This window comes from Methylomarinum sp. Ch1-1, assembly GCF_030717995.2.
In the GTDB taxonomy this organism is placed as follows: domain Bacteria; phylum Pseudomonadota; class Gammaproteobacteria; order Methylococcales; family Methylomonadaceae; genus Methylomarinum; species Methylomarinum roseum.
In genome coordinates, this window is record NZ_CP157743.1 from 2200174 (window position 1) to 2226786 (window position 26613).

Sequence of the window (26613 nt, forward strand, 5' to 3'; positions counted from 1 at the left end):
ATGCCGATTTGATCGGCATTTTCTTTAAGCAAGCCCGCATTAGGCGGAAAAATGTTAATGATCCCGGATCGTCTTGCATTGCATCCGAGGGACAATTTTATGGATAGACAATGAAAAAATCGGTTTGGATGGCATTGATCGCAATGGCTGTCGTCTCGCTGTGGCTCGTCAGCGGCCGGTTTGTGGACAGACAAAAGATCGCGAGTAAAAATAATACGACGGCGAAGCCATTGATGAGCGTGGCCGTCAGCGAGTCTAAGGCGAAACGGATTAAGCACGAAATCACCGTCCAGGGGCAGTTGGAGCCCGATCGGAAAATCGCCCTGCGCGCCGAAACCGCCGGCCTGGTGGAAAAGCTGTGGGTGGATAAAGGCGAGCGGGTCGATGCCGGTCAAGTGGTGCTGAAATTACAGGAGAAGGATAGACTAGCGCAAATTGCCAAGGCTCGCGCCGAGATCGCCAGTCAGCAGTTGTTGGTTAAGGCGATGCTGCGCTTGCGCAAGCAGGGGTTGCAGGCGGAAACCAATCTTAAACAGGCGCAAGCCGACCTGGCGGCGGCCGAAGCGGAGCTGCTGCGCCTGAAACTGGATTTGGCCGATACCGAAATCAAAGCGCCTTTCGCCGGGGTCTTGGAAACCCGTGATGTGGAATTGGGCAGTTATGTGGACATTGGCGATACAGTCGCCGACATCGTCGATATCGCGCGCTTGAAGGCGGTCGCCTATGTGTCTCAGCAAAATATTAAACACCTGAAACTGGGGCAAACGGTGCGGATACGCATGCTGGACGGTTCGGAAGTGAACGCCGGACTGAGCTTCATCGCTAAGGAAGCCGATGCCGCGACGCGCAGTTTCAGGATCGAGGCGGAGTTTGACAATGCCGATTTCCTGCTGTCCGCAGGGGGCAGCGCCGAATTGCATATCCGCGTCGGCGACCTGCAGGCCCATTTTCTTTCTCCGGCGGTGCTGACGCTCGATGAAGACGGACGCTTGGGCGTGAAGACCATGGACGACGACAATCGCGTTCATTTCAAACCCGTCCAGCGCATCCGTTCCGAGAGTGCAGGCATCTGGGTCAGCGGTTTGCCGGAGCAGGCGCTTATCATCGGCCGCGGTCAGGGCTTTGTGCTGCCGGGAGAAACGGTCAAGCCGATGGCGGAATCCGCCCAGCTAGTGAATGATGGCGATGATTGATCAGGCCTTTTCCCGCAGTCGAACCGTTCTGCTGTTGCTGTTGTTCATCCTCATTGTCGGCGTCTCCAGTTATCGGACTATTCCGAAGGAGTCGGAGCCGGATATCGCCGTTCCCTTCATCTATGTTTCGATGACGCATGAAGGTATTTCTCCGGAAGACGCCGAGCGCTTGCTGGTGAGACCGATGGAAAAGGAGTTGCAGGGGATAGAAGGAGTCAAGGAAATGACCAGCATTGCCAGGGAAGGGCATGCCTCGGTGCAGCTGGAGTTCACCGCCGGCTTCGACAGTCAGCTGGCTTTGCAGGATGTGCGGGAAAAAGTGGATATCGCCCAGGTCAAATTGCCGGACGATACCGACGAACCGGAGGTGCATGAGGTTAATGTCGCGTTGTTTCCGGTGTTAACGGTGTCGCTTTCCGGGCAAGTACCGGAAAGAACGTTGGTGCGCTTGGCCAGAGATCTTAAAGATAAGATCGAAGCCTTACAAGGTGTGCTGGAAGTGGAAATCGGCGGCGATCGCGAGGATCTGATGGAAATCATCGTCGAACCCAGTGTTCTGGAAGGCTACGGCATCGATTTCGAAACGTTGTTCAGCCTGATCCGCAACAATAATCTATTGGTGGCGGCCGGCGCGATGGATACCGGCGCCGGCCGAATGGTGGTCAAGGTGCCTGGCGTCGTCGAAGACATCGACGATTTGTTGTCGATGCCGGTTAAGGTGACCGCGGACAAGGTCGTTACCGTCGCCGATGTGGCGACGGTGAGAAAGACCTTCAAGGATCCGGAAGGTTTTGCCCGGGTCGGCGGCCAGCCGGCCATCACGATGGAGGTGAAAAAACGGGTCGGGGCCAATATCATCGAAACCACCGAACAGATCCGCCAGTTGGTCGAAGAGGAACGCCGCTATTGGCCGGCGGTCATTGAAGTCGCCTACATGCAGGATAAGTCGAAGAAGATTCGCACGATGCTCAGCGATCTGCAGAACAATGTGTTGTCGGCCATCATTCTGGTGATGATCGTGATACTCGCGGCGATGGGCTTCAGGTCCTCGGTGTTGGTCGGCATCGCAATTCCGGGATCGTTTCTGGCCGCCATCATCATTCTGGATAATATCGGTTACACGTTGAATATCGTCGTGTTGTTCAGCCTGATCCTGGTGGTCGGGATGTTGGTGGACGGCGCGATCGTCGTCAGTGAACTGGCCGACCGCAATCTGCAGGCCGGCATAGATGCGGTGTCCGCCTATGCCGGCGCTTCCAAACGCATGGCTTGGCCGGTGATCGCCTCGACCTTGACGACCTTGGCGGTGTTTCTGCCGTTGCTCGGTTGGCCCGGCATGGTCGGCGAGTTCATGAAATATCTGCCCATTACCGTGATTATCGCGATGACCGCTTCGCTGGCGATGGCGCTGTTGTTCATTCCGGTGTTGGGTTCGGTGTTGGCTAAAAAACGGCCGGGCGACCCTGGCGTGAATCAGGCCGAAGGCCGGTTTACCGCCTGGTATGCGCATTTTTTGCGGCGCATATTGATCCATCCCGGTAGGGTTCTGCTATTGGCGTTGGCGGCGATCGCGCTCAGTTATTTAGCCTATTTTCAGTTTAACAAAGGCGTCGAATTTTTCCCCGATGTGGAGCCGGAGTTCGCGCTGATTCATATTCACGTCAGAGGCGATCTGTCGATTGAGGAAAAAGACGCCGTCGTGCGCCAGGTCGAGTCCAGGATCATGGCGATGCCGGAATTGAAGTCGGTTTATGCTCGTTCATTCAATCAGGCCAGCGGGCGTAATGTCGCTGAGGATGTCATCGGCACCGTGCAGTTGGAATTCATCGATTGGGACCAGCGCCGCAAGGCCTCCGTGATCATGGAGGAAATACGACAACGGACCGCTGATATCGCCGGCGTCGTCATCGAAGTGCGCAAGCAGGAAAGCGGTCCGTCCGGCGGCAAGCCGATACAGCTGGAGTTCGCCGCCCGCGAAGCGGATCGCATCCCGTCGGCGGTCAACAAGGTGCGCGCGCTGATGACGAAGATCGGCGGCTTTGTCGATGTCGAGGACAATCTGCCGTTGCCGGGTATCGAATGGAAGCTGGAGATCGACCGGGAACGCGCCGCGCAATTTGGCGCCAATGTCGCCAGTCTGGGCAATACCGTGCAAATGGTCACCGCCGGCATCAAGGTGTCCGAATACCGTCCCGATGACAGCGACGATGAAGTCGATATAAGGGTGCGTTTTCCCGAAGCCTACCGTAATCTGGGGCAGCTGGAACAATTGCGCGCGCCGACCGAATTAGGCATGGTGCCGATCGGCAATTTTGTGACCTTGAAGCCGGCCGCGAAAACAGGCGCCTTGCACCGTGTCGATGCCCGGCGCGTCATCACCTTGCAAGCCGATGTGGTCGAAGGCTTGCTGACCGATAATCAATTGAAGTTGCTACAACAGGCGTTGCTGGACGCCAAGCTGGACCCTCAGGTGACGATTCGATTCAAGGGCGAGGATGAAGATCAACGCGAAGCGGCGAATTTCTTGAGTAATGCCTTCGCTGGCGCCATTTTCTTGATGGCGTTGATTCTGGTGACTCAATTCAACAGCATTTATCAGGCCTTGTTGGTGTTATCGGCGATCGTTTTTTCCACCGCAGGGGTGCTGTTGGGGCTGATGGTGACCGGTCAGGCTTTTGGCGTTGTCATGGTCGGCTTGGGCATCATCGCGCTGGGCGGTATCGTCGTCAATAATAATATCGTGCTGATCGACACCTATAATCAGTTGCGCCAAGAAGGCATGGAGATTGTTCCGGCGGCCGTCGCCACCGGACGGCAGCGGTTGAGGCCGGTGCTGTTGACGGCAGTCACGACGGTGTTGGGTTTGATACCGATGGTGCTGGCGATGAACATCGATTTGGTGAATCGCGATATCAGCTTCGGTGCGCCGTCGACGCAATGGTGGCGACAGCTTTCCAGCGCCATCGCCGGCGGATTGAGTTTCGCCACGCTGCTAACGCTGGTGCTGACGCCTTGTTTGTTGGTCATGGGCGATCGTTTCTTTCTCAGGTTTTTCGAACCGAATGCAGATTCTCAATAACACCAAAGGACGGCGTCGATTGCTGAATTGGATAGTTCTTTTGCAAGACGTTCAATGCAGGACCATTCTGAAGGTGATTTATGCAGGTTGGGCTGAACAAAATGAAGCCCAACAAATTAAGGTGCGTCGGAGGAACGAGAGCATGGCCAACGTTTTATGCGATGAGGCAATCGATGAAAGGTTGCGGACGGAGTTGCAAACTCCGTCCGGCTTTGGATTCGTCAAGAATTTACCATGAAGGGCATGAAGAACATGAAGATTTAATGATGGCTGCAAGCCCTTCGTGTCCTTCATGGTCAATATTGTTCTGAATTGGATTATTTTTCACCGTTTCTTTCGCGTAAAGCCTGGCTGCTGTAGGAGGCCCGCCCTCGGGGCGAATGGCTTTTCGCGCCGAGGATGAATCTTCAATCAATCGGACTGCTGCAAGACGTCATGCAAGATGCTCCAACGCCGTTGCTTGCCAGGATGGGGCGTTTTGCCCTGAATCCAATGCTCAAATAATTGTTTGATGGTGCCGTCCTGACGCTTCAGGGTAATCCAGGTGCTGAGATATTTCTCTAGTTGCAGGTCCTCTCCGCCGATGGCGATGACCAGCGGTGCGCCGGCCTTGCCGGGTAGCGGGTTGACGGCTTCATAGCCTGGATTCAGCAAGGTCCAGGCCGAACCGCCTTCCGCCGAGGTGACCAGCGCTTGTTGACGGAAGGATTCGATCGCGAAGAAGTCCGATTCCGAGTCCAGTTCGTCGACCTGGAGATTGGGGAAGTAGTATTTGATGCGGTCGGCAAAGACGCTGTCTTTTCGGACGCCGACCCGAATGTTTTCTAGGGCCCTGACGTTTTCGGCGTCGGCGAATTCGGTGCGTTGATGATCCGGGACGACAAACGCAAAATTGGTATTCAGGTAGCTGATGCTGTATAAAACCCGGCGCGAGGCCAGCAACCTAGGGTTGGCGGTGATGCTGGAGACGGCGATATCGAAGTGATCGTTTTCCAACTCCTGCATCAAATATTCGCTTTCATAAGGAACGAACTCTATGCCGACGCCCAGGTCTTTAGCCAGATGATGCATTAGTTCCACATCGAATCCGACTAATTGCCAATTGTGGTTGTAATAGGAAAAGGGCAGGTTGTCTTCGAGTATGCCGATGCGAATCAAACCGCGCTGTTGGATTCGATCCAGCATTTTTTGCCCCTCTGTCAGCGGCGCCGGATTGGGGCGAGAATAATCCAAAACCTTGGCATTGACGCCGCTATAAAGCAGTTGCATTTGCAGGATTTCCTGGTCTTTGCTGTATAGGTCGGTGACGCTGTGAGTCAAATGCAAACGTAACGCAGTAATGCTGATCATAAAGCTCAGCAGCGTGATCATGATTGTCCACAGCACGAGGCGCCAACGTATTTTAAAGTGGCCGGTCATGATCGCGGTCGTAACAATGGTGAAGGTCAATAGATGCATCGCGCCGGCGACATCGGCGAAACGCCGGCAGATGATGCCTACGGTCAGAAACAGATTGAAGATATCGTCGGGAATATGGTAAATATCGAGCAAGAACGGGATGGCGGTGATCAGTTTGCCGAAACTGAGAAACAGGCCGATCGTTAACATTTCCGGATATTGAAGAAAATCCAGCGGTTTGCCGTAGAACCAGGCGGCAAAGACGATGAACACCAGGCTGAGCAGGCGGCCGATATCCGGGAACGGATAAGCCAATGGCAGCACCAAGTCCGGAATACGCACATGTTCTTCGCCGGCCGTGACATGGGCGTGAAAAAGTCGACTGACGCCTTGCGTCAACAACGGTATGATGGCGAATATGCTGCCCACCACAAATGCGGTTAATAGCGCGTCCCGCGAGGCCCGGAAGATTTGTCGGTAAGTGAAGGGGGTGCAGCTCATGATCAATAACGGCAAGATGATCAAGGTCACTATCAGCACGGCGAGCAGCAACATCAGCACATAGGCTTGCACCCGACCGAATTCCTCCAGCGTCAGCGTGCCTGCCGCGCTGGCGGCGATGCCGAAAACGCCGATCGGGGTCAACTTAACGACAAAACCATTGACCCTGAGCAAAACCTTGGCAGCTTGATTGCAATGTTCCAGCAGCGACTTGCGTTCCGGAAAACCGATGCAGGCGATGCCGAATAACATGCTGAATAACACGACGGCCGGAACGGCGTTTTGCGACAAAGCCATGAAGGGATTGGCGGGAATGAATAGGTCGATAAATTGCAGTTTCGCCGGCGCCTGAGTCAATAAGGAGCTGAAAAAAGCGCCGCTTTCCATGGTCGGCAAAGCCAGCGAAAAAGCCCAGACACTACAGATGCCGATTAGCCACAAAGTCATTAATATCAGCAAACCATGTCTGGCTAACAGGCGCGCTTCAAAATAGTTGAGCAAGCCGATATTGGCGATTAACGCGAACATGACAAACGGCAATACCGTCATCTGCAGCAGACCGATATAGATATCGCCGAGGACCTGTAGTTTCTCGGCGTCTCCGCCAAAAAACAGGCCGACGAAGATGCCGAGAAATAGGCTGCCGACGATCCACCAGGTAAAGGCAAAACGCTGGGGTTTATGTTTGCTGACGGATAGGTCGGTAGATGGGCTCATGCCTTCATACGATTTAATAGGACTTGCTGTAGGAAGGAATGACGAAAATTTCGTCGGAAAGGTTGGCGAGTCCAGTCGCTGACGGACGCGTCAAATCGGTTAAGCTAGCGGTCTTTGCGCTTGTTCCAACGTTTCGTGACCGCATAGCGCCAAAGCAGACTCATGCCGAAGTAGCCGATCGTCGAGGAAACGATGCCTAGAATCAGGCAGCCGAACAGGAAGGGACCGCCTATATCGCCAATGCTGGTCATCACACTGTCGATAGAGAATTCGAAATTATTATTATTGGGCAGTTCCCTGCCAAGCAAGAATAGGCCTGACATATAGGCGAAATAAAACATGGGCGGCATCGTCAGCGGATTGGTAACCCAGACCAAGGCCACAGACACCGGAAGATTGGCGCGGAAGTAAAAAGCGCCGACTGCCGCGATCGCCATTTGTCCGGGCGTCGGAACCCAGGCGACGAATAGGCCGATCGCGAAAGCGAGGGAAATGGACCGGCGGTTCAGGTGCCACAGATTGGGTTCGTGCAGCCGTTCACCGAGAAACTGAAGATGTTTGTGCTCTTTCAGTTTCTCGGGATTGGGCATATATTTTTTTATCGTTTTTTTAGGCATGAGGGGCGCTAATGCTGTTCTATAAAATCTTAATTCTATCAGGTTTTATCGTCGATGCTATTACCGATCATTATGTCCAGCAATTCCCAATTTGAGTATCTGGGCGGGGCGGGTTATTTAACCCGCCCCGAACGTTTAACTTACTCTAGTCACGGTTGAATCGTTCAGGACCTCGTTGACCTGCAATTCGCATAGCGACATGTGGGCTACTTGCTTTTCGCGCCGAGGGCAGCACCGCCTTGTCTTCGGGTGTGCTGAGCTGCGTGAAGCGTATCAAACCTGGCGTATTTGTTGTTAATTTTCTGTTTTGCCTCTCATTCATTTGATTAGGTAGTCCTGTTATGTCAGCAAACCGCTTTGCAGTATGCCGTCAAATATGAATTGTACGGCCAAAGCCGACAGTAACACCCCGAATAGCCGGCCGATGACGTACATACCGGTGACACCCAGAAGCTTGTGAATCTGGCTGGCCGTGATCAAGCATAGAAAGGTAAAAGCCAGAATGGCCAGCAAGGCGCCGTAGACGCATAATTGCTGGTAAAAGTCTCCTTCGGCGTTGGCGTTCAACAAAATGACGCTGCCGATGGTGGCGGGGCCGGCGATTAACGGCGTCGCCAGTGGGAATACGGAAATATCCTTGCGCATCTTAGCCTCCAGCGTTTCCTGCGCGGTCGTCGAGGTGGCGCCGGAGCTACGGGCAAAGACCATGTCGATCGCGACCAATAACAACAAAATACCTCCCGCGGTTCTTAACGCCGGCAGCGAGATACCAAAGCTGCGTAACAAGGATTCGCCAGCAAGGAAGAATAGCGTCAGTATCGCCCAGGCAATCAGCGTGCCGCGCAAGGCCATGACCAATCGGTATTTGCCGCCTGATTCGGTGGTTAAGGCGGCGAAGGCGACGGCGATATCGATAGGGCCGACGGTGGCGAAAAAAGTCGCTAGGGCGACGGTAACGGTTTCCAACATGGTCTGGGTATTATCAGAGAGTTATTGCTAATGTTAGCATCGTTGTTTATGGAAGCGATGAATAAATCATCCCTGGATTTATCAGCATTCTTGGAGTTATTTGTGTGGGAAGATAACGGCGTGGTGTCAATATGATTCGCCCGGTGATGTTTTTCTTGGCGGGCGTCCTCTCCCTACAGCAACTTGCCGTGCTGCCGAACGGCTATGGGGTGGCGCAGTTGTTGCTGTTGCTTGCTTTCTTCGTCTGGCGAGGATGCGGGCGACTGATTTTTTTTACTAGCGGCGTATTGTGGGCTTTATGCGTTGCGATGTTGGTCATCGACGATAGGCTCGACGAGCAATGGCAAGGCAGGGAGGTGGTCGTGCGCGGCTACATCGCCGGCTTGCCGGTCGCGGAGGGCAAGCGGACTAAGTTTGATTTCATCGTTGCCGAACCGCACTATTTGCCGAGAAAAATACGGCTGAATTGGTATTTTCCCGAGCGAGAGATCAGGGCCGGGCAAGGCTGGCGCTTGACCGTCAAGCTAAAAAAGCCGCGCAGCACTTACAATCCCGGCGCTTTTGACTACGAGCGTTGGTTGTTTAGTCATCGCATCGGCGCGGTCGGTTATGTCCGTAAGCAACCGGCGCCGGTTTTGTTGGAGCAAAAATCTCCTGGCGCGGGAATTTCTGTCTGGCGGCAAGACATCGCCGAACGCTTGCGACAATTGCTGGCGGACGGCCGTCATCTGGGGCTGATCAAGGCGTTGACGATAGGAGACCGTTCGGCGATCAAGCAGGCTGAATGGGCGGTGTTCCGTAAAACCGGCACGGTACATTTAATAGCCATATCGGGTCTGCATATCGGCCTGGTGGCGAGCCTGGTCTATGTGTTAGCGCTGAGGCTTTGGGCCTACAGCGGGGTGTTGGCGCTTTCACCGCAAAAAGTTGCCGTCGCCGCGGCGCTGACCGTGGCTTTTTGCTATGCCGCGTTAGCGGGTTTTTCGCTGCCGACCCGGCGCGCCTTGCTGATGTTGACGGTGGCGATGCTGGCAATTTATTGGCAAAGGCATGTCAAACCGCTGCATGCCTTTGCTCTGGCGCTTTTTACCGTTGTGCTTTTGGATCCGTTGGCGGTTTTGTCGGCCAGTTTCTGGTTGTCTTTCGGTGCCGTGTTATTGATTCTATACACGCTGTCGGCGCGTCTCGGCCGCGTCGGTTATTGGCGAGCGTTGCTTAAAATTCATTGGGTCAGCGCCATCGGTCTGGCGCCATTGATCATGTATTATTTTCAACAGGTATCGTTGGTTGCGCCGCTGGCCAATCTGTTGGCTGTGCCGGCCGTGAGCCTGGCGATCGTGCCATTGGCGTTGGTGGCGGTGGCGATGTTGTTCATACAGCCGTTTTTGGCCGAAGCGCTTTTGCATCTGGTCGAATGGATGCTGCATGCCTTGTGGTTGTTTTTATCGGCCTGCGCCGAGCTGCCTTATGCCGCGTTAACGACGACACAGCCTCCGCTGTATGCCTTGTTGTTGGCGTTTTTGGGCGTCCTGTTGCTGTTAGCGCCAAGAGGGATTCCGGGGCGATACTTGGGGGCGTTGTTATGTTTGCCGATTATTTTTGTCGAGGTTGACAGGCCTGCCGAAGGAGAGAGCAGAATCACGTTGTTGAATGTCGGACAGGGGCTGGCGGCGGTCGTGGAAACGCATCATCATGTGTTGGTGTTCGATAGCGGCGCAAAATATTCTGAACGCTTCGATATGGGAAATGCCGTGGTTCTGCCCTATTTGCGTTATCGGGGCGTCTCGGAAGTCGACACGCTGTTGATCAGTCATGGCGATAATGACCATATTGGCGGCGCCGAGTCGATTTTGGCGCAAATGCCGGTCGCAGAGATTATCAGTAGTGTGGCGTTATTCAATGCGCGGCGTCATGGCCGCTCTTGTCAACGCGGGCAAGGTTGGGAATGGGACGGCGTACGGTTCACGATGCTGGCGCCGCCGCAACAAGGCTATTTTCAAGATGATAATGACAATTCCTGTGTTTTGAAAGTCAGCACCGCTAATCATAGTTTTTTATTGACCGGCGATATCGAATGGCCGGCTGAACAATGGTTGGTCGGACAATATGGTCGGATATTAAACAGCGATGTGTTGATCTCGCCGCATCATGGCAGCAGAACTTCATCGTCGCTGAAATTTTTGCAGTTAGTCGACCCGGAAGTGGCGTTGATTCCGGCCGGTTACCGTAACCGCTTTGGCTTTCCACATCGGCAAGTGCTGCAGCGCTATCATCAACAGCAGATTATCTGGCTGAACAGTTTCGAGGAAGGGGCGATCATTATCGATACAAACAGTGAAACAGTGTCGATAGTATCCAGTCGGGAAAAATTCCGGCGGTATTGGATGAAATGATGTCGCTAGAGTTGTTGGGATTGAGCAATTCTCGATACAGCCGTAGGGCGGATCAAGCGCAGCGGATCCGCCAAAAAGCTTTTGCATGGCAATGCAAATCGGTAGGTTCCTACGGAGGAGCGAGAGCCTGGTCAACGTTTCCGGCGAAGGGGTAGGCGATGAAGGGTTGCGGACGGAGTTGCAAACTCCGTCCGGCTTTGGAGGATTTTTTCGCGCCGAGGGCGGCGCTCCTACAGGAAGGACGGCGTCATGAGGGCTGATCAAGCCCGGCGGGTCCGCCAAAAAACTACATGGGCTCAGGCTCGCCGAGCGGATTGCCCGCCTCTTTGTCCTCGTCTTTTTTCGGCTTCAGCAGTACCTTGGCGTCAGGACCCATCGGCACCGAAAGGTCGGTGGACGAAATGATATTCTGGCTGGCGATATCAAACACTTTCAGGGAAACGTAAGCATTACGCTTGCCCGGCGCGAACACGCCGACGACCAATGCCGAGGCGCCCACCTCATCCAGTCCCTGTTTGGTTTCCTCGGCTAAATGTAAAATGCCGTTTTCATTTTTTTCAAAAATTTCGGTAGGTAATTCCATGCCGACGATCCGGTAACCGGAACGATGGAAGGCCGACGAAAGCTGTTCCGACAATATCCGGCCGAAAGAAAACTCCTGACTCAGATCATCGACATTGACCAGTGAGTTGATCACGACCAGGCTGTTCTCGGGCAAAGGTTGCTTTAGATTAAGCAGCAGTTGATCGACGGCCGAATAACTGACGTCAACCAGGTTGGCGTCTTCGGGTTCATCGTAGCGATAGTAACGGTTGCAACCGCTCAGACCGAGTAGACTTAGGGCTAAAATAATGATGATCTGTTTATTCCACATAATGAGGCTCCGGTTAAGGTTTTCTGGATATAACACCTCAAATCAGTGGAGGAGTCAATGTTAATTGATCGGCTTTTTTAGATGGCGTTTGTTCACGCTTTAGCGAGCCATGTCTTTTCGGCTGCGCAACATTATCGTTACGGTCGCGTTATCAAGCTCTGGCGCAAACCCAGACCTGAACCCGCTCCACGCCGTCCTGTTTTAATGTATGCGCCAATGCTTCGGCGGTCGCGCCTGTGGTCATGACATCATCGACGATGGCGACATGCCGGCAGGCGATCGATTGGTTCAGCATGAAGGCCTTATTCATGTTTTTGCGGCGTTGTTTGCCCGGCAACCGGCTTTGATGCTCGGTGTTTCGACGTCGTATGCAGCTGTTCAATTCCAATGGCACAGAGAGTTCACGCGATAATGTTTTGGCGATTTCGATGGATTGATTGAAGCCGCGTTGGCGGTAGCGGGCTTTATGCAGCGGCACCGGTATCAGGCGCTCGGGTAGTTCCAGGCGACTTTCGATATGCCGCGCCATCAGCATGCCCAGCAGGCGCGCGTTTTTATATTGACCGCCGAATTTCAGGCCGGTGATCAGATAGCGCATCTCGCGCCGATAGAGAAAAGGAGCCGTGGTTTCGTCAAATAGCGGCGGCTTGCTTAAACAATGACCGCATAGCCGTGGCGTTGACGCCGCCGTTTCGAAAGGTTCGGCACAGCGATAACAGCAGTTTTGGTTTAACGCCAGTCCTTCAAGGCAGTGTTGACATAGATCCATGCTCTTAAAACCGTCAGCCCCGCAGAAGATACAGTTAGGCGGAAACAGTTTATCTTGTATAATGTTGAGCCAGTTGTTTACCATTTAGACGAAAACAGGTTGACGAATTGTTCGGTCAGCCTTTCATGCTTTGATTATTTTGGAGATTAACAGAATGTCGTCCAACCCGGAACCCATAACGATGAAAACACCGCTGCGCCATGACTGGCGTCTGGAAGAAGTGCAGGCATTGTTTGCGATGCCGTTTAATGACTTGGTTTTTAAGGCTCAGAGCGTGCATCGGGAGAATTTCGATCCGAATGAGATTCAGGTCAGCAGTCTGTTAAGCATCAAGACCGGTTCCTGTTCGGAAGATTGCGGTTATTGCCCGCAGAGCGCCCGTTACGATTCGGATTTGACGCCGGAGGCGCTGATGCCGGTCGATGAGGTGCTGAAGGCGGCGCAACGCGCGAAAGACCAGGGCGCATCGCGTTTTTGTATGGGCGCGGCCTGGCGTCAGCCCAAAGACCGGGATATCGAACGAGTGGTGGAAATGGTTCAGGGGGTCAAGTCCCTGGGCATGGAAACCTGTGTCACCTTGGGGATGTTGAGCGATGAGCAGACGCAAAGGCTGAAAGAGGGAGGGCTGGATTATTACAACCATAATCTGGATACCTCGGAAGATTATTATTCCGAAGTGATTACGACCCGGACCTATCAGGATCGCCTGGATACATTGTCCAGAGTTAGGGAGGCCGGCATCAACGTTTGCTGCGGCGGCATCGTCGGCATGGGCGAGTCTGATGACGATAGGGCCAAGTTGTTGATCGAGTTAGCCAATCTGCCAAAGCATCCGGAAAGCGTGCCGGTCAATATGTTGGTGCAAGTGGAGGGGACGCCGTTGATGGGCAGTGACAAACTGGACCCGTTGGTATTCATCAGAACCATTGCCGTGGCCAGAGTCATGATGCCGCAATCGCGAGTCCGGCTGTCCGCCGGCCGCAACGACATGAGCGACGAAATGCAGGCCCTGTGTTTCCTGGCCGGCGCCAATTCCATCTTCTACGGCGACAAACTGTTGACCACCGATAATCCGATGACCAATGATGACCTGCAGTTATTCGAGCGTCTCGGCGTGCGCGCCGGCGGATCGAGTCACGCCGCATAAACAGCGTTACCTTGTGTGATCTATTTGCCTGATGAATCCGACTGAAAGACTGGCCCAGTTAAAAGAGCAAGGGCTTTATCGCCGCCGCCGGGTCATCGAAGGCGCCCAGGGCATAGAGGTTTGGGTCGACGGTGAACGGCTGATCAACTTCTCCAGCAATGATTATCTGGGTCTGGCCAATCATCCGGCCGTCGTTTCCGCCTTGAAAAACGGGGCCGAGCGTTATGGCGTCGGTAGCGGTTCGGCCCATCTGATATGCGGCCATAGCTCCGCGCATCATGCGTTGGAAGAAGAACTGGCCGACTTCACCGGTCGCCGGCGGGCGTTGCTGTTTTCCACCGGTTATATGGCCAATATCGGCGTGATATCGGCCTTGGTGGGGCGTTCTGACAAGGTGTTGGAAGACCGTTTGAACCACGCCTCGTTGCTCGATGGCGGATTGTTGTCCCGGGCTCAATTCCAACGCTATCGACATGCCGATAGCGCCGATCTCGAAGATAAGCTGAGCGGCTCCAGCCGGCGTCAGTTGATCGTCACCGACGGCGTTTTCAGCATGGATGGCGATTTGGCGCCGCTGCCGGCGATGGCGAAACTGGCCGAGGAGCATCAGGCGACACTGATGGTCGATGATGCGCACGGCATCGGTGTATTGGGCGATCATGGCGCCGGCGTGTTGCAGCATTTCGGTCTGAGTCAACAACAGGTTCCGGTGCTGATGGGGACGCTGGGCAAGGGTTTAGGCACATTTGGCGCCTTCGTGGCCGGCTCCGAGGACCTGATTGAGCTTTTGATTCAGCAAGCCCGCAGCTATGTGTTTACCACGGCCATGCCGGCGGCGGTGGCGGAGGCGACGCGCGCCAGCCTGAAAATCGTCCGGACCGAACCTTGGCGACGGGAAAAACTGCAAATGCTCAGTCAACGCTTCAGAGAAGGCGCCAGTCAGCTGGGGTGGCGATTGTTGGATTCGGCATCGGCGATTCAGCCGATTTTGATCGGCGACAGTCGCCAGACGATCGCGGCCAGCGAAGCATTGCTGCGACAAGGATACTGGGTCGGCGCCATTCGTCCGCCGACGGTGCCGCAAGGCCAGGCGCGACTGCGCGTGACTTTTTCCGCCAATCATCAGCAACAGCATGTCGATGGTTTGTTGACTGCATTGGCCGCAATCAAATTATGATCAAACTCCATCAAGAAACTTATGGTCGTGGCCGGCCCCTGGTGATGATACATGGCTGGGCTATGCATAGCGGCATCTGGCGGCCGTTCGCGCGTCAATTGGCCGAACATTATCGGGTCATTTGTCTGGATCTGCCGGGGCATGGCCGCAGCGAAACGTTGAGCCCGTATACGTTGGCAAACATTTCGGAAACCCTGGCGACGGCCATTGCCGAGCCTCGCGTTCATCTGTTGGGCTGGTCCCTGGGCGCGACGGTGGCCATCGACATGGCGAGCCGTTTTCCGGACAGGGTCGCTACGCTCACGGCGCTGGCCGGCAATCCTTGTTTTGTCCGCACAAGTGACTGGCCGGGCGTCAAAGCCGAGGTGTTGCAAGGATTCGCCGACAACCTGACATTGGATCGTCAGGCGACGCTGCTGCGTTTCTTGGCGTTGCAGGTGATGGGGGGCGATAACGGCAAAGCGCTGCTGAAGCCATTGAAGCAGGCGATGCAAGAATGTCCTCCGGCCGAGAGCTCTGCATTGCGGGAGGGGCTGGAGATACTGGCGAACAGCGATTTAACCGGGCCGCTGCAGCGACTCGAATGTCCAGTGCGCTTCGTGTTGGGAGACCGGGACGGCCTGGTTCCGCGGCAATGCGCCGAGCATCTGCGGCGGTTGAAGCCGGACATCGTCGTGCGGATACTGGAAAACGCCGGCCATGCGCCGTTTCTGACCCATCAGCGACAAATCATCGATTTTCTGAGCGGCTCGTTATGAAGGCATTGACCGGCTTGGATAAGTTGAAGATACGGCAGTCTTTTGCCGCGGCATCCGGCAGTTATGATGGCGTCGCCGACTTGCAAAGACGGGTGGCGCTGGCGTTGTTGAGCAGGATGCAGGACGACGATGCGACCGATACCGTCCTCGATGTCGGTTGCGGCACCGGCTTTTTGACCCGTCATCTGCTCTCGCGTCTCGATTGCCAGACTTTGGTGGCCCTCGATATCGCCATGCCGATGCTGCACAGGACCCGACTGAACACCGGCGGCGGTGGGGCGGTTTGTATTTGCGCCGATGCCGAGAAAATGCCGCTGCATGGCGCGTCGGTCGACAAGATCGTTTCCAATCTGGCGCTGCAATGGTGTCAAGCCTTGCCAGCCGTGTTCGCCGATTTTCATCATGCCTTGAAAATGGACGGGCGGCTGATATTTTCAACCTTCGGGCCTTTGACGTTGCAGGAATTGAAGTTCGCCTGGGCGAGCGTCGACGATTATAGTCATGTCAATGAATTCTATAGCCGGACGCAAATAACACGGTTCCTTGAGGACGCCGGATTTCAAAATGTCAGTACCGAATCGGTGACTTATCAAAGCCGCTATCCCTCGGTGATGGCATTGATGCGGGAGCTGAAGGGAATCGGGGCGCACAATGTCACCCTGGGGCGCAACAGAAATCTGACCACGCGCTCGCAATTGCAGCAAATGATGGCGGCTTATCCGCGGGACTGTCCTGAGGATATCATCGCCAGCTATGAAATTATTTTTGTCAGCGCAGCAAAAACATGAACAAACAAGGCTTTTTCATTACCGGCACCGATACCGGGGTCGGCAAAACCTGGGCAACCGTCGCGATGATGAAACGCTTGATCCGGCAAGGCCGTCGCGTGGCCGGCATGAAGCCGGTCGCGGCCGGCTGCGAATGGCTGCAAGGGCAGTGGAAAAATGAAGACGCCTTGTTGATTCAACGCCATGCCTCGGTGGATCTGCCCTATCATCAGGTCAATCCTTATGCTTATCGACTGCCGGTGTCCCCGCACTTGGCAAGCAACGGGGCGGAGATTGATATTGTTTTGTTACATAAAGTGTTTACCGATATGAAACAAAAGGCCGATATCGTCTTGGTCGAAGGGGCGGGAGGCTGGCTGTCGCCGTTAAGCCATGAGTTGGACAATGCCGGTTTGGCCAAGCAATTGGGATTGCCGGTGATTCTGGTTGTCGCCGTCAGGCTGGGCTGCATCAATCATGGTCTGCTGAGCTGGCGAGCGATTCAGGCGTCGGGTCTGGACTGCGTTGGTTGGATCGCGATGTGCATCGATGCCGAGATGGCATTTGCCGATGAAAATATCGATTTTTTACGGCAGCGTATCGAGGCGCCATTGCTGGGAGTGTTGCCGCACGACGAACAAGCCGACTTTGAACAATTATCTTATAGTTTGCAGGGTTTTTGATCGAAAGTTGACTTGGATCAAAGTGGCAGTTTTTCGGCCGGGCATAATAGCCACTCCACACAACCTGAATGGGGAGATAACAATGGCTTTGATGACCTGGACTGCGGAACAATACGGTACCAATGTTGCGTTTGCGGACGAAGAGCACCAAGTATTATTCGACTTGCTGAACACGCTGTATGATCGGGCGACCAACGGCGCGGCCCGCGCCGACGTCGGCGAATCCCTGGATGCGTTGATTGCCTATGTGGTCGATCATTTCGCTCATGAAGAAAAGGAAATGCAGGCTAAGGGCTTTGCCGGTTATGACGCGCACAAGGCCGAGCATGATGCATTGGTGTCGACTTGCGCCGATTTGCAGACAAAATTTCATGCCGGAGAGGCGGACGTGACCGAAGACGTCGGGCAAATGGTGAAAAGTTGGCTGGATGATCATATTCCCAAATTTGATAAAGCCTATGGTCCTACGTTGAGCTGATCAAGGCGCTGATTGCTATACCTTTGAATATTATGTTGTTGTAGGCCTGTGAAATTTACCGTTCACAGGCCTTTTTTATGCTCTTTGATAAGTGCGGACAAAAGCGCGGCTAGCTTAGAAAGAGTTGATAGGTTAAAATTGCCCAGTTAATTTGTGATAATTTGAAGTAAATGGAAAAAGCGGTCTACTTTTGCGAAGGGGGGAGGCCAATTTTGATTACGACAATATGCGCATACAAGTTTATAACTACTAAACGAGGAGGCTGCTCCGTGAGAAAAACTAAGCAACTGTTCGCATTTCTGGCCCTTATGCTTTTAGGTTTGGGGACAGCACATGCGGATTATACCCTCAACCTATCGAAGGGGGTGACACAGATCAGTAACGATGTTTACGATTTACACATGCTTATTTTGTGGATCTGTGTGTTTATCGGTATCGCCGTGTTCGGCACGATGTTTTATTCGATTTATCATCACCGTAAGTCGAAAGGACATAAGGCGGAGCAGTTCCATGAAAATACAACCATCGAAATCATCTGGACCATCATTCCGACGTTGATCCTGGTCGGCATGGCCATACCGGCGACCAAAGCTATGCTCGAGCTGGATGATGTGCAGGAATCGGATATGTCGATCAAGGTGACCGGTTGGCAATGGAAATGGGAATACGAATATCTGGATAACGGCATTCATTTTTTCAGCAGCCTGGATGAGGCCAGTAATAAGGCCCGCCAGGTCGGTTCCGGCATCGATCCTCGCTCAGTGCCGAACTATTTGTTGAATGTCGATCATCCGCTAGTGGTGCCGGTCAACACCAAAATTCGGTTTCTGTTTACCGCGGCCGATGTGCTCCACTCTTGGTGGGTCCCTGAGTTAGGCTGGAAAAAAGACACCGTTCCCGGTTTTATCAACGAAGCCTGGACTTATGTGGAAAAACCGGGCACCTATCGCGGTCAATGCACCGAGCTGTGCGGTAAGGATCACGGTTTCATGCCGATTGTGGTGATCGCGATGGAGCAGGACGATTACGATAATTGGGTGAAAGAACAAAAAGCCGAGGCTGTTGCCGAAGCCAGCGCCGCCGAGAAGGAATGGGGCATGGATGAACTGGTCGCCAAGGGCGAGAAAGTTTATGCCAATAACTGTTCCTCTTGTCATATGGCCGATGGCGCCGGCATACCCGGAAGTTTTCCGGCGATTACCGATAGCCCGGTCGTGACAGGAGACATTGAAGCGCAGGTCGAGCTGATGATGAATGGTAAAGGCATGATGCCGGCATTTGGGCAAATGCTGAGCCCTGTCGATTTCGCCGCCGTTGCCACCTTTATCCGTAACGGATTGGGCAACTCTGTCGGTGATTCGATTCAACCTTCGGCCATCAAGTCCAAACTATCGGCTATGCCTGAAGAAGATGACGATGAAGATGACGACGAATAAGTCGCCGTTTTTCTTCAAGTGCTAATCTTTTTTAAAAAAATTTAAGAGGTATTAAATATGTCTGCTGTAGTAGCTGAACATGATGATCATCATGATCACGGCCCTGAAAAGGGCATTTTAAGGTGGATTGTCACCACTAACCATAAGGACATCGGTACGTTATATCTGCTGTTTGCGCTGGTGATGTTTTTCGTCGGCGGTGCGATGGCGTTGGTCATTCGTTCGGAATTGTTCGAACCGGGCATGCAGTTTGTCGATCCGCAATTTTTCAACTCGATGACCACGATGCACGCCTTGATCATGGTGTTCGGCGCGGTGATGCCGGCCTTCGTCGGCCTGGCCAACTGGATGATACCGATGATGATCGGTGCGCCGGACATGGCCTTGCCGCGGATGAACAACATGAGTTTCTGGATGTTGGTGGCAGGCGCCTTGCTTCTGGCCAGCACGCTGTTCATGGAAGGCGGGGCGCCGGCTTCCGGTTGGACGCTGTATCCGCCGCTGGTTTTGCAAACGGGTGATGCGCTGCCATTCGCAATCTTCTCCGTGCATTTATTAGGTATTTCATCGATCATGGGCGCGATCAACATTATCGCGACGATTTTCAACATGCGCGCGCCCGGCATGACTTTGATGAAAATGCCTCTGTTCGTCTGGACCTGGTTGATCACCGCCTTCCTGCTGATCGCGATTATGCCGGTATTCGCAGGCGCCGTGACGATGCTGTTGACCGACCGTTTCTTCGACACCAGCTTCTTCGATGCGGCCGGTGGCGGCGATCCGGTCTTGTATCAACACATTTTCTGGTTTTTCGGCCATCCCGAAGTGTATGTGATGATTCTGCCGACGTTCGGCGTCGCATCGACGATCATTCCGGTTTTCGCCCGCAAGCCATTATTCGGTTACGCCTCGATGGTTTATGCGACCGCGGCGATCGCCTTTTTGTCTTTCATCGTTTGGGCTCACCACATGTTCACCGTCGGTATGCCGGTGGCCGGTGAGTTGTACTTCATGTATGCGACGATGCTGATTGCGATTCCGACCGGGGTCAAGGTGTTCAACTGGACCGCGACGATGTGGAAAGGCTCGATGACCTTCGAAACGCCGATGCTGTTCTCGATCGCCTTCGTCGTACTGTTTACGATGGGAGGATTCACCGGGTTGATGATGTCCGTTGCGCCATCCGATTTTCAATATCACGATACCTATTTCATCGTCGCCCATTTCCATTACACGCTGGTTCCTGCGTCCATCTTCATTCTGATGGCGGCGGGTTATTTCTGGCTGCCTAAATGGACCGGCAACATGTATAACGAAAGAATCGGCAAGCTGCATTTCTGGTTGTCGGCGATTTCCGTTAATATCCTGTTCTTTCCGCAGCACTTCCTGGGCTTGGCCGGCATGCCGCGCCGTATTCCAGACTATGCGGTGCAATTCGCCGATTGGAACATGATCTCCAGCATCGGTGCGTTTATTTACGGTTTCAGCCAGTTGTTGTTTGTTTATATCGTGATCGACACGATTAGAGGCGGCACCGGGGAAAAAGTGACGGATGAAGTCTGGGAAGACGCCCACAAGCATAGCCTGGAATGGACCCTGCCTTCGCCACCGCCGTATCATACGTTCACGACTCCACCTGAGAAGATTCCAACGGAACACTTCTAAGGCGCATTACCTATAGATGAAATCCGGCCTTCAGGTCGGATTTCGAGTAAATTATGAAGACCAAAACTAAAAATATTTTGACGGCAGCGGTGCTGATTGCGGTTGCTGCGACGATTTATGTGTTTGCCGTCATCAGAGCCATGTCGGAATGATGAACAGTGTAGAACGAAAAAATACCAGGCTGGTCGTTAAACTGGCATTGATAGTTCTGGCGATGTTCGGTTTCGGCTATGCCTTGGTGCCGATTTACAATGTATTTTGTGACATCACCGGGCTGAATGGCAAAACCGCCGAAAGCGCGGCGCAGGAAGTGCGCTACGAAATCGATCCGGCCAGAGAAATTACGATGGAATTTCTTACCTCTCTGAACGAATCGGCGCCGATGTCATTCAGCAGTGAAACCGCTAAGATGAAAATTCATCCGGGGCAGTATTACACGGTGAACTTTTATGCGGAAAATAAAACCGATCAGTCGATGGTGGCCAGAGCCATTCCCAGCGTTTCACCGGGGCTGGCGGCTGAATACTTAAAGAAAACCGAGTGTTTTTGTTTTTCCGAGCAGACCTTCGAACCGCATGAAAAGAAAACCATGCCGGTTCGTTTCGTGATCGATCCGGCGCTGCCTGAACGCTATAAAACAGTCACACTTGCATATACTTTTTTTGACAACACTGAGACTTCAGTAAACAAATAACGATAGAGGAAGAAGGTTATGTCTACAAAGGGCGCATATTATATTCCGCATAAGGCGGTTTGGCCGTTTATCGGAACGTCCGGCATGATGATTATGTTGGCCGGTTTCGCCAATTATCTCAATGGTTCCACGATCGGGCCGGCGATGATGATATTCGGTTTGGCGATGTTTATTTTAATGCTGACCGGCTGGTTCGCGTTGCAGGCGGGAGAAAGCGAATCCGGCATGTACAATCATGAAGTAGGCATTTCCTACCGCATGGGCATGATGTGGTTCATCTTTTCCGAAGTGATGTTCTTCGCCGTATTCTTCGGCGCCTTATGGTATGCCCGCAACCTGTCCGTGCCCTGGCTGGGCGGCTTCGGTGATGGCCCTGGGCGCGCCACGCAGGAAATTTTATGGCCAACTTTCGAAGCAGTATGGCCGACCAATGGCCCCGGCGAGATCGGCGGCGAATTCGAAGAAATGGGGGCCTTTGGTCTGCCTTTTCTGAACACCTTGTTGCTGTTGACCAGTGGCGTGACCTGCACCTGGGCGCATCATGGCTTGTTGGCGAAAAAACGCGACCAGTTGATCAAGGGATTGATTGCGACTGTCGGCCTGGGCTTTTTATTCGTCGCCTGTCAGGCGTTTGAATATTATGAAGCCTACCATGAAATGGGCCTGACGCTGGGTTCCGGCATCTATGGTTCCACTTTCTTCATGTTGACCGGGTTCCACGGCTTTCACGTCTGCGTGGGCGCGATCATTTTGAGCGTCGTGCTGTTCAGAAGCTGGAAAGGGCATTTCACGCCGGAAAACCATTTTGCCTTCGAGGGCGCGGCATGGTACTGGCACTTTGTCGATGTGGTATGGTTAGGCCTGTTTGTCTTCGTTTACCTGCTGTAAGCCTACAAAAGACCGAAAAAAAGCGCGTTCTGTCCGATCGCGCTTTTTTTTTGTCCTTCGGGCCGAAATCGGGAAATTCCGGTTAGCGGAAGCCGCTTTATTCGCCGGCGGGCTTTTCCGCCGCTTGTTGCTGAGCTTGCTGCATTCTGGCGCCGATACCCTGCGGTTTGATCAGGCCAGTCGCATAGGCCAGAAAGATCAGAATAAACAGGATCAGCGACAGCGCAATCCGATAGGTTAAGGCCTTGGCGGTCTTTTCGGACGATTCTTCACCTTGACGTCTGACCAGATGAAACAAGGCGGAACCGAGACTGATAACAATCAGGATAAAAGCAATGATGATGAAGCTTTTTATGAGCATGGTATTTCGGCAAGTAGATAAAATTTTTATTCTCGGTCATCAAGGCGCAATTGCCAATACTCAGTCATGAAAAAACTAAATATTTCCCTGGCGGGTAGGTCTTTTCGCTTTTCTATCGGCGGGCTGTTGTTATACCTGATCGCAGTAACGGTTTTGTGCGCGTTAGGGAATTGGCAGTTACGCAGGGCGGAGCAAAAGGCGTTGTTTTTACAACAGCAGGAAGTCGCTAGCGAGGCGGAAATAAGCGATTTGAATCGACAACGGCAGTTGGATTTAAAGGCCTTGGAGTATCAAACGGTTTCGGTTTCAGGGTATTATGATCCGTTGCACCAGTTTTTGATCGATAATCAAATTAGTCGCGGCAAAGCCGGCTATTTTGTCATGACGCCTTTTTTTATCGAAGGGCGGGATGTCGCGGTGTTGGTCAACAGGGGCTGGGTGCCGATGGCGCAAGACCGGTCTTTAAAGACGGATATCAGCATCGAGGAGGCGAATACAACGATCACCGGCAGAGTCAATCATTTTCCGCCGGTGGGTCTGGTGTTGGAAGGCGCCGATGTGCCGAGCGCATCCTGGCCGGCGGTCGTGCAGGTCGTCAACAGCGAAATATTGGCGAAAAGGCTCGGTTACCCGCTGCTGGATTTTCAGGTCGAACTGGATCCCGAGATGACGGACGGCTATCGCCGCGAATGGCGCTCGGTGTCGGTCATGCCGCCGGAGAAACATATCGCTTATGCCGTGCAATGGTTTGCGCTGGCGCTCACGTTAACGGTGTTATTTATTTGGTTGAGTCATAAGAAATAATGAATAAACAGCAACAAAAAAATCGCAGAATCATCCTGCTGTTATTTGCGATGTCTGTGATCCCCTTTCTGATTGCCTGGTATTTATCGGTCAACACCAACTGGTTGGGGGGCGGAACTAATAAAGGCGAATTGATTAATCCGCCGCTGACGACCGAATTCGATGAGTTTGTCGGCTACGATCAATTTTCCAAGGAAAATATGCAGGAACTGAAGGGGCATTGGGTGTTGGTGAATATTATTCCCGGCAAACAATGCGAGCAAGCCTGCCGGGAAGCCCTGCATAAAAGCAAGCAATTGCGCTTGATGATGAATAAGGATTTAACGCGCATACGCCGACTGGTTCTGTTGTTGCAACCGGTCGAACCAGCGCGGGCTAGCGTTTGGTGGGAAGACGATAGTCGCCTGCTCAGATCTAACCCGCAAGACTCATTGATCCAGAAGATCAAGCAGATCAGACAGAAGATGCCTGACGGCATGCTGCTGCTGATGGATCCCCTAGGTAATCTCATGATGCAATACGCGCCTGGATTCGACCCTTATGATGTGAAAAAGGATTTAGGCAAGCTACTCAGAATTTCGCAAATCGGTTAATAAAATGTTTAGGAAACTCGCTCTTTTTAGTGCGTTAGTGGCACTGTTTGTTATTGTTCTGGGCTCTTATGTCCGCCTGACCGACGCCGGCTTGGGCTGTCCCGACTGGCCCGGCTGTTATGGCAAGGCCATCGTCGGCGGCGATGACGCCTTCAAGAGTCAGGCCGAACAACGCTTTCCCGATGCTCCGCTAGATTCGGGCAAAGCCTGGAAGGAAATGACCCATCGTTATGCGGCCGGTTTGTTGGGCGTGTTGGCCTTGCTGATGGCCTTGCTGTCCTGGCGGGTCAAACATTGCCGCTGGCTGGCGGTGTCATCGAGCGCCGTTTTATTGCTGTTGATTGCGGCTCAGGCGGCGTTGGGCATGTGGACGGTCACACTGAAGGTCATGCCGATTGTCGTCACGTCGCATCTGCTGCTGGGGTTCATCACGTTCTGGACCATCGTCTGGATGTATTGGCGCACCGATCCAGTATTGACTCCTAGCGGTCAACGACACCTTGGGCTGCGCTCCGTGACTCTGCTGGCGATGCTGGTGTTGTTGGCGCAGATTGTTTTGGGCGGCTGGACCAGCACTAACTATGCGGCGCTGGCCTGCACCGATTTTCCGCGCTGTAACGGACAATGGCTGCCGTCGGATGCCGATTTTGGCAGTGCGCTGAGTTTCTTTAGCGGACTGGAAACCGGCTACAAAGGCGTATTATCGTATCAAGGTCAATTGGCGGCCCATTGGTTGCATCGCGTCGGCGCCTTGATCACGTTCTTGATGCTGACGCTGGTGATGTTGATGGCGACATCGGCGCATTATTCCAAGCAGGTGCGCAAAGCGGGCCTGATCCTGAGTGTGCTGTTGCTGGTTCAAATCACCTTGGGCATTTTGAATGTCAGATTGTCGCTGCCGTTATGGTCCGCGGTCGCACATAACGGCTTTGCCGCCTTGTTGATGTTGCCGTTGATCGCCATCAGACTCTATGCCCGTTATGGCGTGGTCGGCGAAGCTAAGGCGGAGGTGGAGGCTGTTGCCGCTGCAGTGCCCGCCGAAGCGGAAGAGGTTTATGTAGAAGCCGAGCCGGAATCGCTGTATCGGCGATTGCAAGCGCAATTACAGCGCACCCGTTCCGGTTTGGGTGGAGTATTGGCGACGTTGCCGCTGGGGCAAAAAAACATCGACGAGGACTTGCTGGAGGAAATCGAAGCCAGCTTGTTGATGGCGGACGTCGGTATCGAGGCGACCAGCGAAATCATTAACCGTTTGACCGAGAGCCTGGAACGCAATCAGCTCGATGATGCCGAGGCGCTGAAGGAGGCGTTGAAGCAGGATTTATACGAAATGTTGCAGCCCTGCAGCCAACCCCTGGTGATTCCCGAACAGGAAGGGCCTTTCGTCATTTTGGTGGTTGGCATCAATGGCGCAGGCAAGACCACGTCGATCGGCAAGTTGGCGAAACGCCTGCAGGGTCAAGGCCATAGCGTCATGCTGGCGGCCGGAGACACCTTCAGGGCGGCCGCGGTTGAGCAGTTGCAGACCTGGGGTGAACGTAACAATATTCAGGTCGTCGCACAGCATACCGGCGCCGATTCGGCATCGGTGATATTCGATGGCGTACAGTCGGCCAAGGCCAAGGGTGTCGATGTGTTGATCGCCGATACCGCGGGCCGCCTGCATACCAAGTCGAACCTGATGGAAGAATTGAGTAAAATCAAACGGATCATGGCTAAGCTGGATGAGTCGGCTCCGCATGAGGTTTTGTTGGTGCTCGATGCCGGCACCGGTCAGAACGCCTTGTCGCAGGCCAAATTGTTCAACGATGCGGTTCAACTGACCGGCATCGCGCTGACCAAGCTAGACGGTACCGCCAAGGGCGGGGTGATCTTTGCCTTGGCCAAACAAATGGGTGTGCCGATTCGATTCATCGGCATCGGTGAGGGCATAGACGATCTGCAAGATTTCGATGCCAAGACTTTTGTGGATGCATTATTTGTACAAGACTGATGCTTAAATTCGACCATGTCAGTAAACGTTATCCGGACGCCGGCGATGCGCTGGTCGATGTCAGCTTTCATCTGGCGCGAGGCGAAATGGCCTTCTTGACCGGTCATTCCGGCGCCGGTAAAAGCACCTTGTTGAAGCTGATTGCGATGATGGAAACGTGCAGCCGGGGGCATGTCTTGCTGGACGGCCAGAATCTCAATCGGATCAGCGAGCGTCAGGTGCCTTATCTGCGCCGCAATCTGGGCCTGATTTTCCAGGACTATAAACTGTTGCTGGACCGCACTGTATTCGACAATGTGGCCTTGCCTCTGGTGATTTCCGGCTACGGTCATCAGGACATCGCCAAGAGAGTGCGCGCGGCGCTGGACAAGGTCGGTTTGTTGGGCAAGGAAAAGAAGTATCCGTTGGCATTGTCCGGCGGTGAACAGCAAAGGGTAGGGATCGCTCGTGCGGTGGTCAACAAGCCGCGGCTGATCCTGGCCGACGAACCGACCGGCAACCTGGATCCGGAGTTGTCGGCCGAAGTCATGCATTTATTTGAACAATTTCAGCAGGTGGGGGTGTCGGTGTTGATCGCCAGTCATGACATAGACTTGATTACGCGCATGGGTTACCGGATGTTGGTATTGGATCACGGTCATCTGGTAAAAGGGTAAACG

The 26613-nt window shown here is 53.6% G+C and carries 23 protein-coding genes; 17 read left to right on the forward strand and 6 right to left on the reverse strand.

Going from position 1 to position 26613, the window contains the following annotated elements; translation table 11 throughout:
• The first annotated feature begins 110 nt into the window (after nt 1–110).
• Both Q9L42_RS10305 and Q9L42_RS10310 read left to right on the forward strand, forming a co-directional pair.
• Nucleotides 111–1193: an efflux RND transporter periplasmic adaptor subunit gene (locus tag Q9L42_RS10305; protein WP_305908516.1), complete on the forward strand. Its 1083-nt coding sequence runs from the start codon at nt 111–113 to the stop codon at nt 1191–1193.
• Nucleotides 1177–4272 (forward strand): efflux RND transporter permease subunit, encoded by a 3096-nt coding sequence (locus Q9L42_RS10310; protein WP_305908515.1) that lies wholly within the window; start codon nt 1177–1179, stop codon nt 4270–4272. Before Q9L42_RS10305 ends, Q9L42_RS10310 begins: the two co-directional genes overlap by 17 nt.
• A 411-nt stretch (nt 4273–4683) precedes the next feature.
• Here Q9L42_RS10310 and Q9L42_RS10315 read toward each other — a convergent pair whose 3' ends face one another.
• From Q9L42_RS10315 to Q9L42_RS10325, 3 genes are all read right to left on the reverse strand, one after another.
• A complete protein-coding gene (locus Q9L42_RS10315) occupies nt 4684–6888 on the reverse strand; it encodes a cation:dicarboxylate symporter family transporter (protein WP_305908513.1) in 2205 nt (734 codons plus the stop codon).
• 104 nt (nt 6889–6992) lie between these two features.
• Nucleotides 6993–7505, reverse strand: coding sequence for a DUF2062 domain-containing protein (locus Q9L42_RS10320; RefSeq protein WP_305908512.1), 513 nt, complete (start codon nt 7503–7505; stop codon nt 6993–6995).
• Nucleotides 7506–7844: 339 nt separating this feature from the next.
• Nucleotides 7845–8474 (reverse strand): MarC family protein, encoded by a 630-nt coding sequence (locus tag Q9L42_RS10325; protein ID WP_349432723.1) that lies wholly within the window; start codon nt 8472–8474, stop codon nt 7845–7847.
• Between the two features lie 131 nt (nt 8475–8605).
• On the opposite strand from Q9L42_RS10325, the gene Q9L42_RS10330 reads away from it, so the two are divergent.
• Entirely contained in the window at nt 8606–10867 is a 2262-nt protein-coding gene (locus Q9L42_RS10330) for a DNA internalization-related competence protein ComEC/Rec2 (protein ID WP_349432724.1), read from the forward strand.
• Nucleotides 10868–11153: 286 nt separating this feature from the next.
• On the opposite strand, the gene Q9L42_RS10335 is transcribed toward Q9L42_RS10330, so the two are convergent.
• Both Q9L42_RS10335 and Q9L42_RS10340 read right to left on the reverse strand, forming a co-directional pair.
• A complete protein-coding gene (locus tag Q9L42_RS10335) occupies nt 11154–11741 on the reverse strand; it encodes a FlgO family outer membrane protein (protein ID WP_305908510.1) in 588 nt (195 codons plus the stop codon).
• A gap of 151 nt (nt 11742–11892) precedes the next feature.
• Nucleotides 11893–12594, reverse strand: a complete 702-nt coding sequence (locus Q9L42_RS10340; protein ID WP_305908509.1) for a ComF family protein — start codon at nt 12592–12594, stop codon at nt 11893–11895.
• 70 nt (nt 12595–12664) lie between these two features.
• Here Q9L42_RS10340 and bioB point away from each other — a divergent pair, with 70 nt between their 5' ends.
• From bioB to Q9L42_RS10390, 10 genes are all read left to right on the forward strand, one after another.
• A complete protein-coding gene (gene bioB, locus Q9L42_RS10345; protein WP_305908508.1) occupies nt 12665–13657 on the forward strand; it encodes a biotin synthase BioB in 993 nt (330 codons plus the stop codon).
• Between the two features lie 31 nt (nt 13658–13688).
• Complete coding sequence (gene bioF, locus Q9L42_RS10350; RefSeq protein ID WP_305908507.1) at nt 13689–14834, forward strand: 8-amino-7-oxononanoate synthase; 1146 nt, start codon at nt 13689–13691, stop codon at nt 14832–14834.
• Nucleotides 14831–15592 carry a pimeloyl-ACP methyl ester esterase BioH gene (gene bioH / locus Q9L42_RS10355; RefSeq protein ID WP_305908506.1) on the forward strand — a complete coding sequence of 254 codons (762 nt, stop codon included), beginning with the start codon at nt 14831–14833 and terminating at the stop codon, nt 15590–15592. The genes bioF and bioH overlap by 4 nt, the downstream gene beginning before the upstream one ends.
• A complete protein-coding gene (bioC, locus tag Q9L42_RS10360; protein WP_305908505.1) occupies nt 15589–16380 on the forward strand; it encodes a malonyl-ACP O-methyltransferase BioC in 792 nt (263 codons plus the stop codon). The genes bioH and bioC overlap by 4 nt, the downstream gene beginning before the upstream one ends.
• A complete protein-coding gene (gene bioD, locus Q9L42_RS10365; RefSeq protein ID WP_305908504.1) occupies nt 16377–17042 on the forward strand; it encodes a dethiobiotin synthase in 666 nt (221 codons plus the stop codon). The genes bioC and bioD overlap by 4 nt, the downstream gene beginning before the upstream one ends.
• Nucleotides 17043–17124: 82 nt before the next feature.
• Complete coding sequence (locus Q9L42_RS10370) at nt 17125–17520, forward strand: bacteriohemerythrin (protein WP_305908503.1); 396 nt, start codon at nt 17125–17127, stop codon at nt 17518–17520.
• 308 nt (nt 17521–17828) lie between these two features.
• Nucleotides 17829–18956 carry a cytochrome c oxidase subunit II gene (gene coxB / locus Q9L42_RS10375; RefSeq protein WP_349432751.1) on the forward strand — a complete coding sequence of 376 codons (1128 nt, stop codon included), beginning with the start codon at nt 17829–17831 and terminating at the stop codon, nt 18954–18956.
• Nucleotides 18957–19013: 57 nt separating this feature from the next.
• Nucleotides 19014–20621, forward strand: a complete 1608-nt coding sequence (ctaD, locus tag Q9L42_RS10380; protein ID WP_305908501.1) for a cytochrome c oxidase subunit I — start codon at nt 19014–19016, stop codon at nt 20619–20621.
• 148 nt (nt 20622–20769) lie between these two features.
• A complete protein-coding gene (locus Q9L42_RS10385) occupies nt 20770–21315 on the forward strand; it encodes a cytochrome c oxidase assembly protein (RefSeq protein WP_305908500.1) in 546 nt (181 codons plus the stop codon).
• An 18-nt stretch (nt 21316–21333) separates the two neighbouring features.
• Nucleotides 21334–22203, forward strand: coding sequence for a cytochrome c oxidase subunit 3 (locus Q9L42_RS10390; protein WP_305908499.1), 870 nt, complete (start codon nt 21334–21336; stop codon nt 22201–22203).
• A gap of 97 nt (nt 22204–22300) precedes the next feature.
• Here the strand turns inward: Q9L42_RS10390 and Q9L42_RS10395 are convergent, their stop codons facing one another.
• Nucleotides 22301–22564: a twin transmembrane helix small protein gene (locus Q9L42_RS10395; RefSeq protein WP_305908498.1), complete on the reverse strand. Its 264-nt coding sequence runs from the start codon at nt 22562–22564 to the stop codon at nt 22301–22303.
• 66 nt (nt 22565–22630) lie between these two features.
• Here Q9L42_RS10395 and Q9L42_RS10400 point away from each other — a divergent pair, with 66 nt between their 5' ends.
• Genes Q9L42_RS10400 through ftsE form a run of 4 tightly spaced genes read left to right on the forward strand, consistent with a single transcriptional unit; the run spans nt 22631 to nt 26610 of the window.
• The gene (locus Q9L42_RS10400; protein WP_349431020.1) at nt 22631–23368 is read left to right on the forward strand and encodes an SURF1 family protein; all 738 of its coding nucleotides are present in this window, start codon (nt 22631–22633) and stop codon (nt 23366–23368) included.
• Nucleotides 23368–23961: a hypothetical protein gene (locus Q9L42_RS10405; RefSeq protein WP_305908497.1), complete on the forward strand. Its 594-nt coding sequence runs from the start codon at nt 23368–23370 to the stop codon at nt 23959–23961. Before Q9L42_RS10400 ends, Q9L42_RS10405 begins: the two co-directional genes overlap by 1 nt.
• Nucleotides 23962–23965: 4 nt before the next feature.
• Nucleotides 23966–25954: a signal recognition particle-docking protein FtsY gene (gene ftsY, locus Q9L42_RS10410; RefSeq protein ID WP_305908496.1), complete on the forward strand. Its 1989-nt coding sequence runs from the start codon at nt 23966–23968 to the stop codon at nt 25952–25954.
• Complete coding sequence (gene ftsE, locus Q9L42_RS10415) at nt 25954–26610, forward strand: cell division ATP-binding protein FtsE (RefSeq protein WP_305908495.1); 657 nt, start codon at nt 25954–25956, stop codon at nt 26608–26610. The genes ftsY and ftsE overlap by 1 nt, the downstream gene beginning before the upstream one ends.
• The last annotated feature ends 3 nt before the right edge of the window (nt 26611–26613 follow it).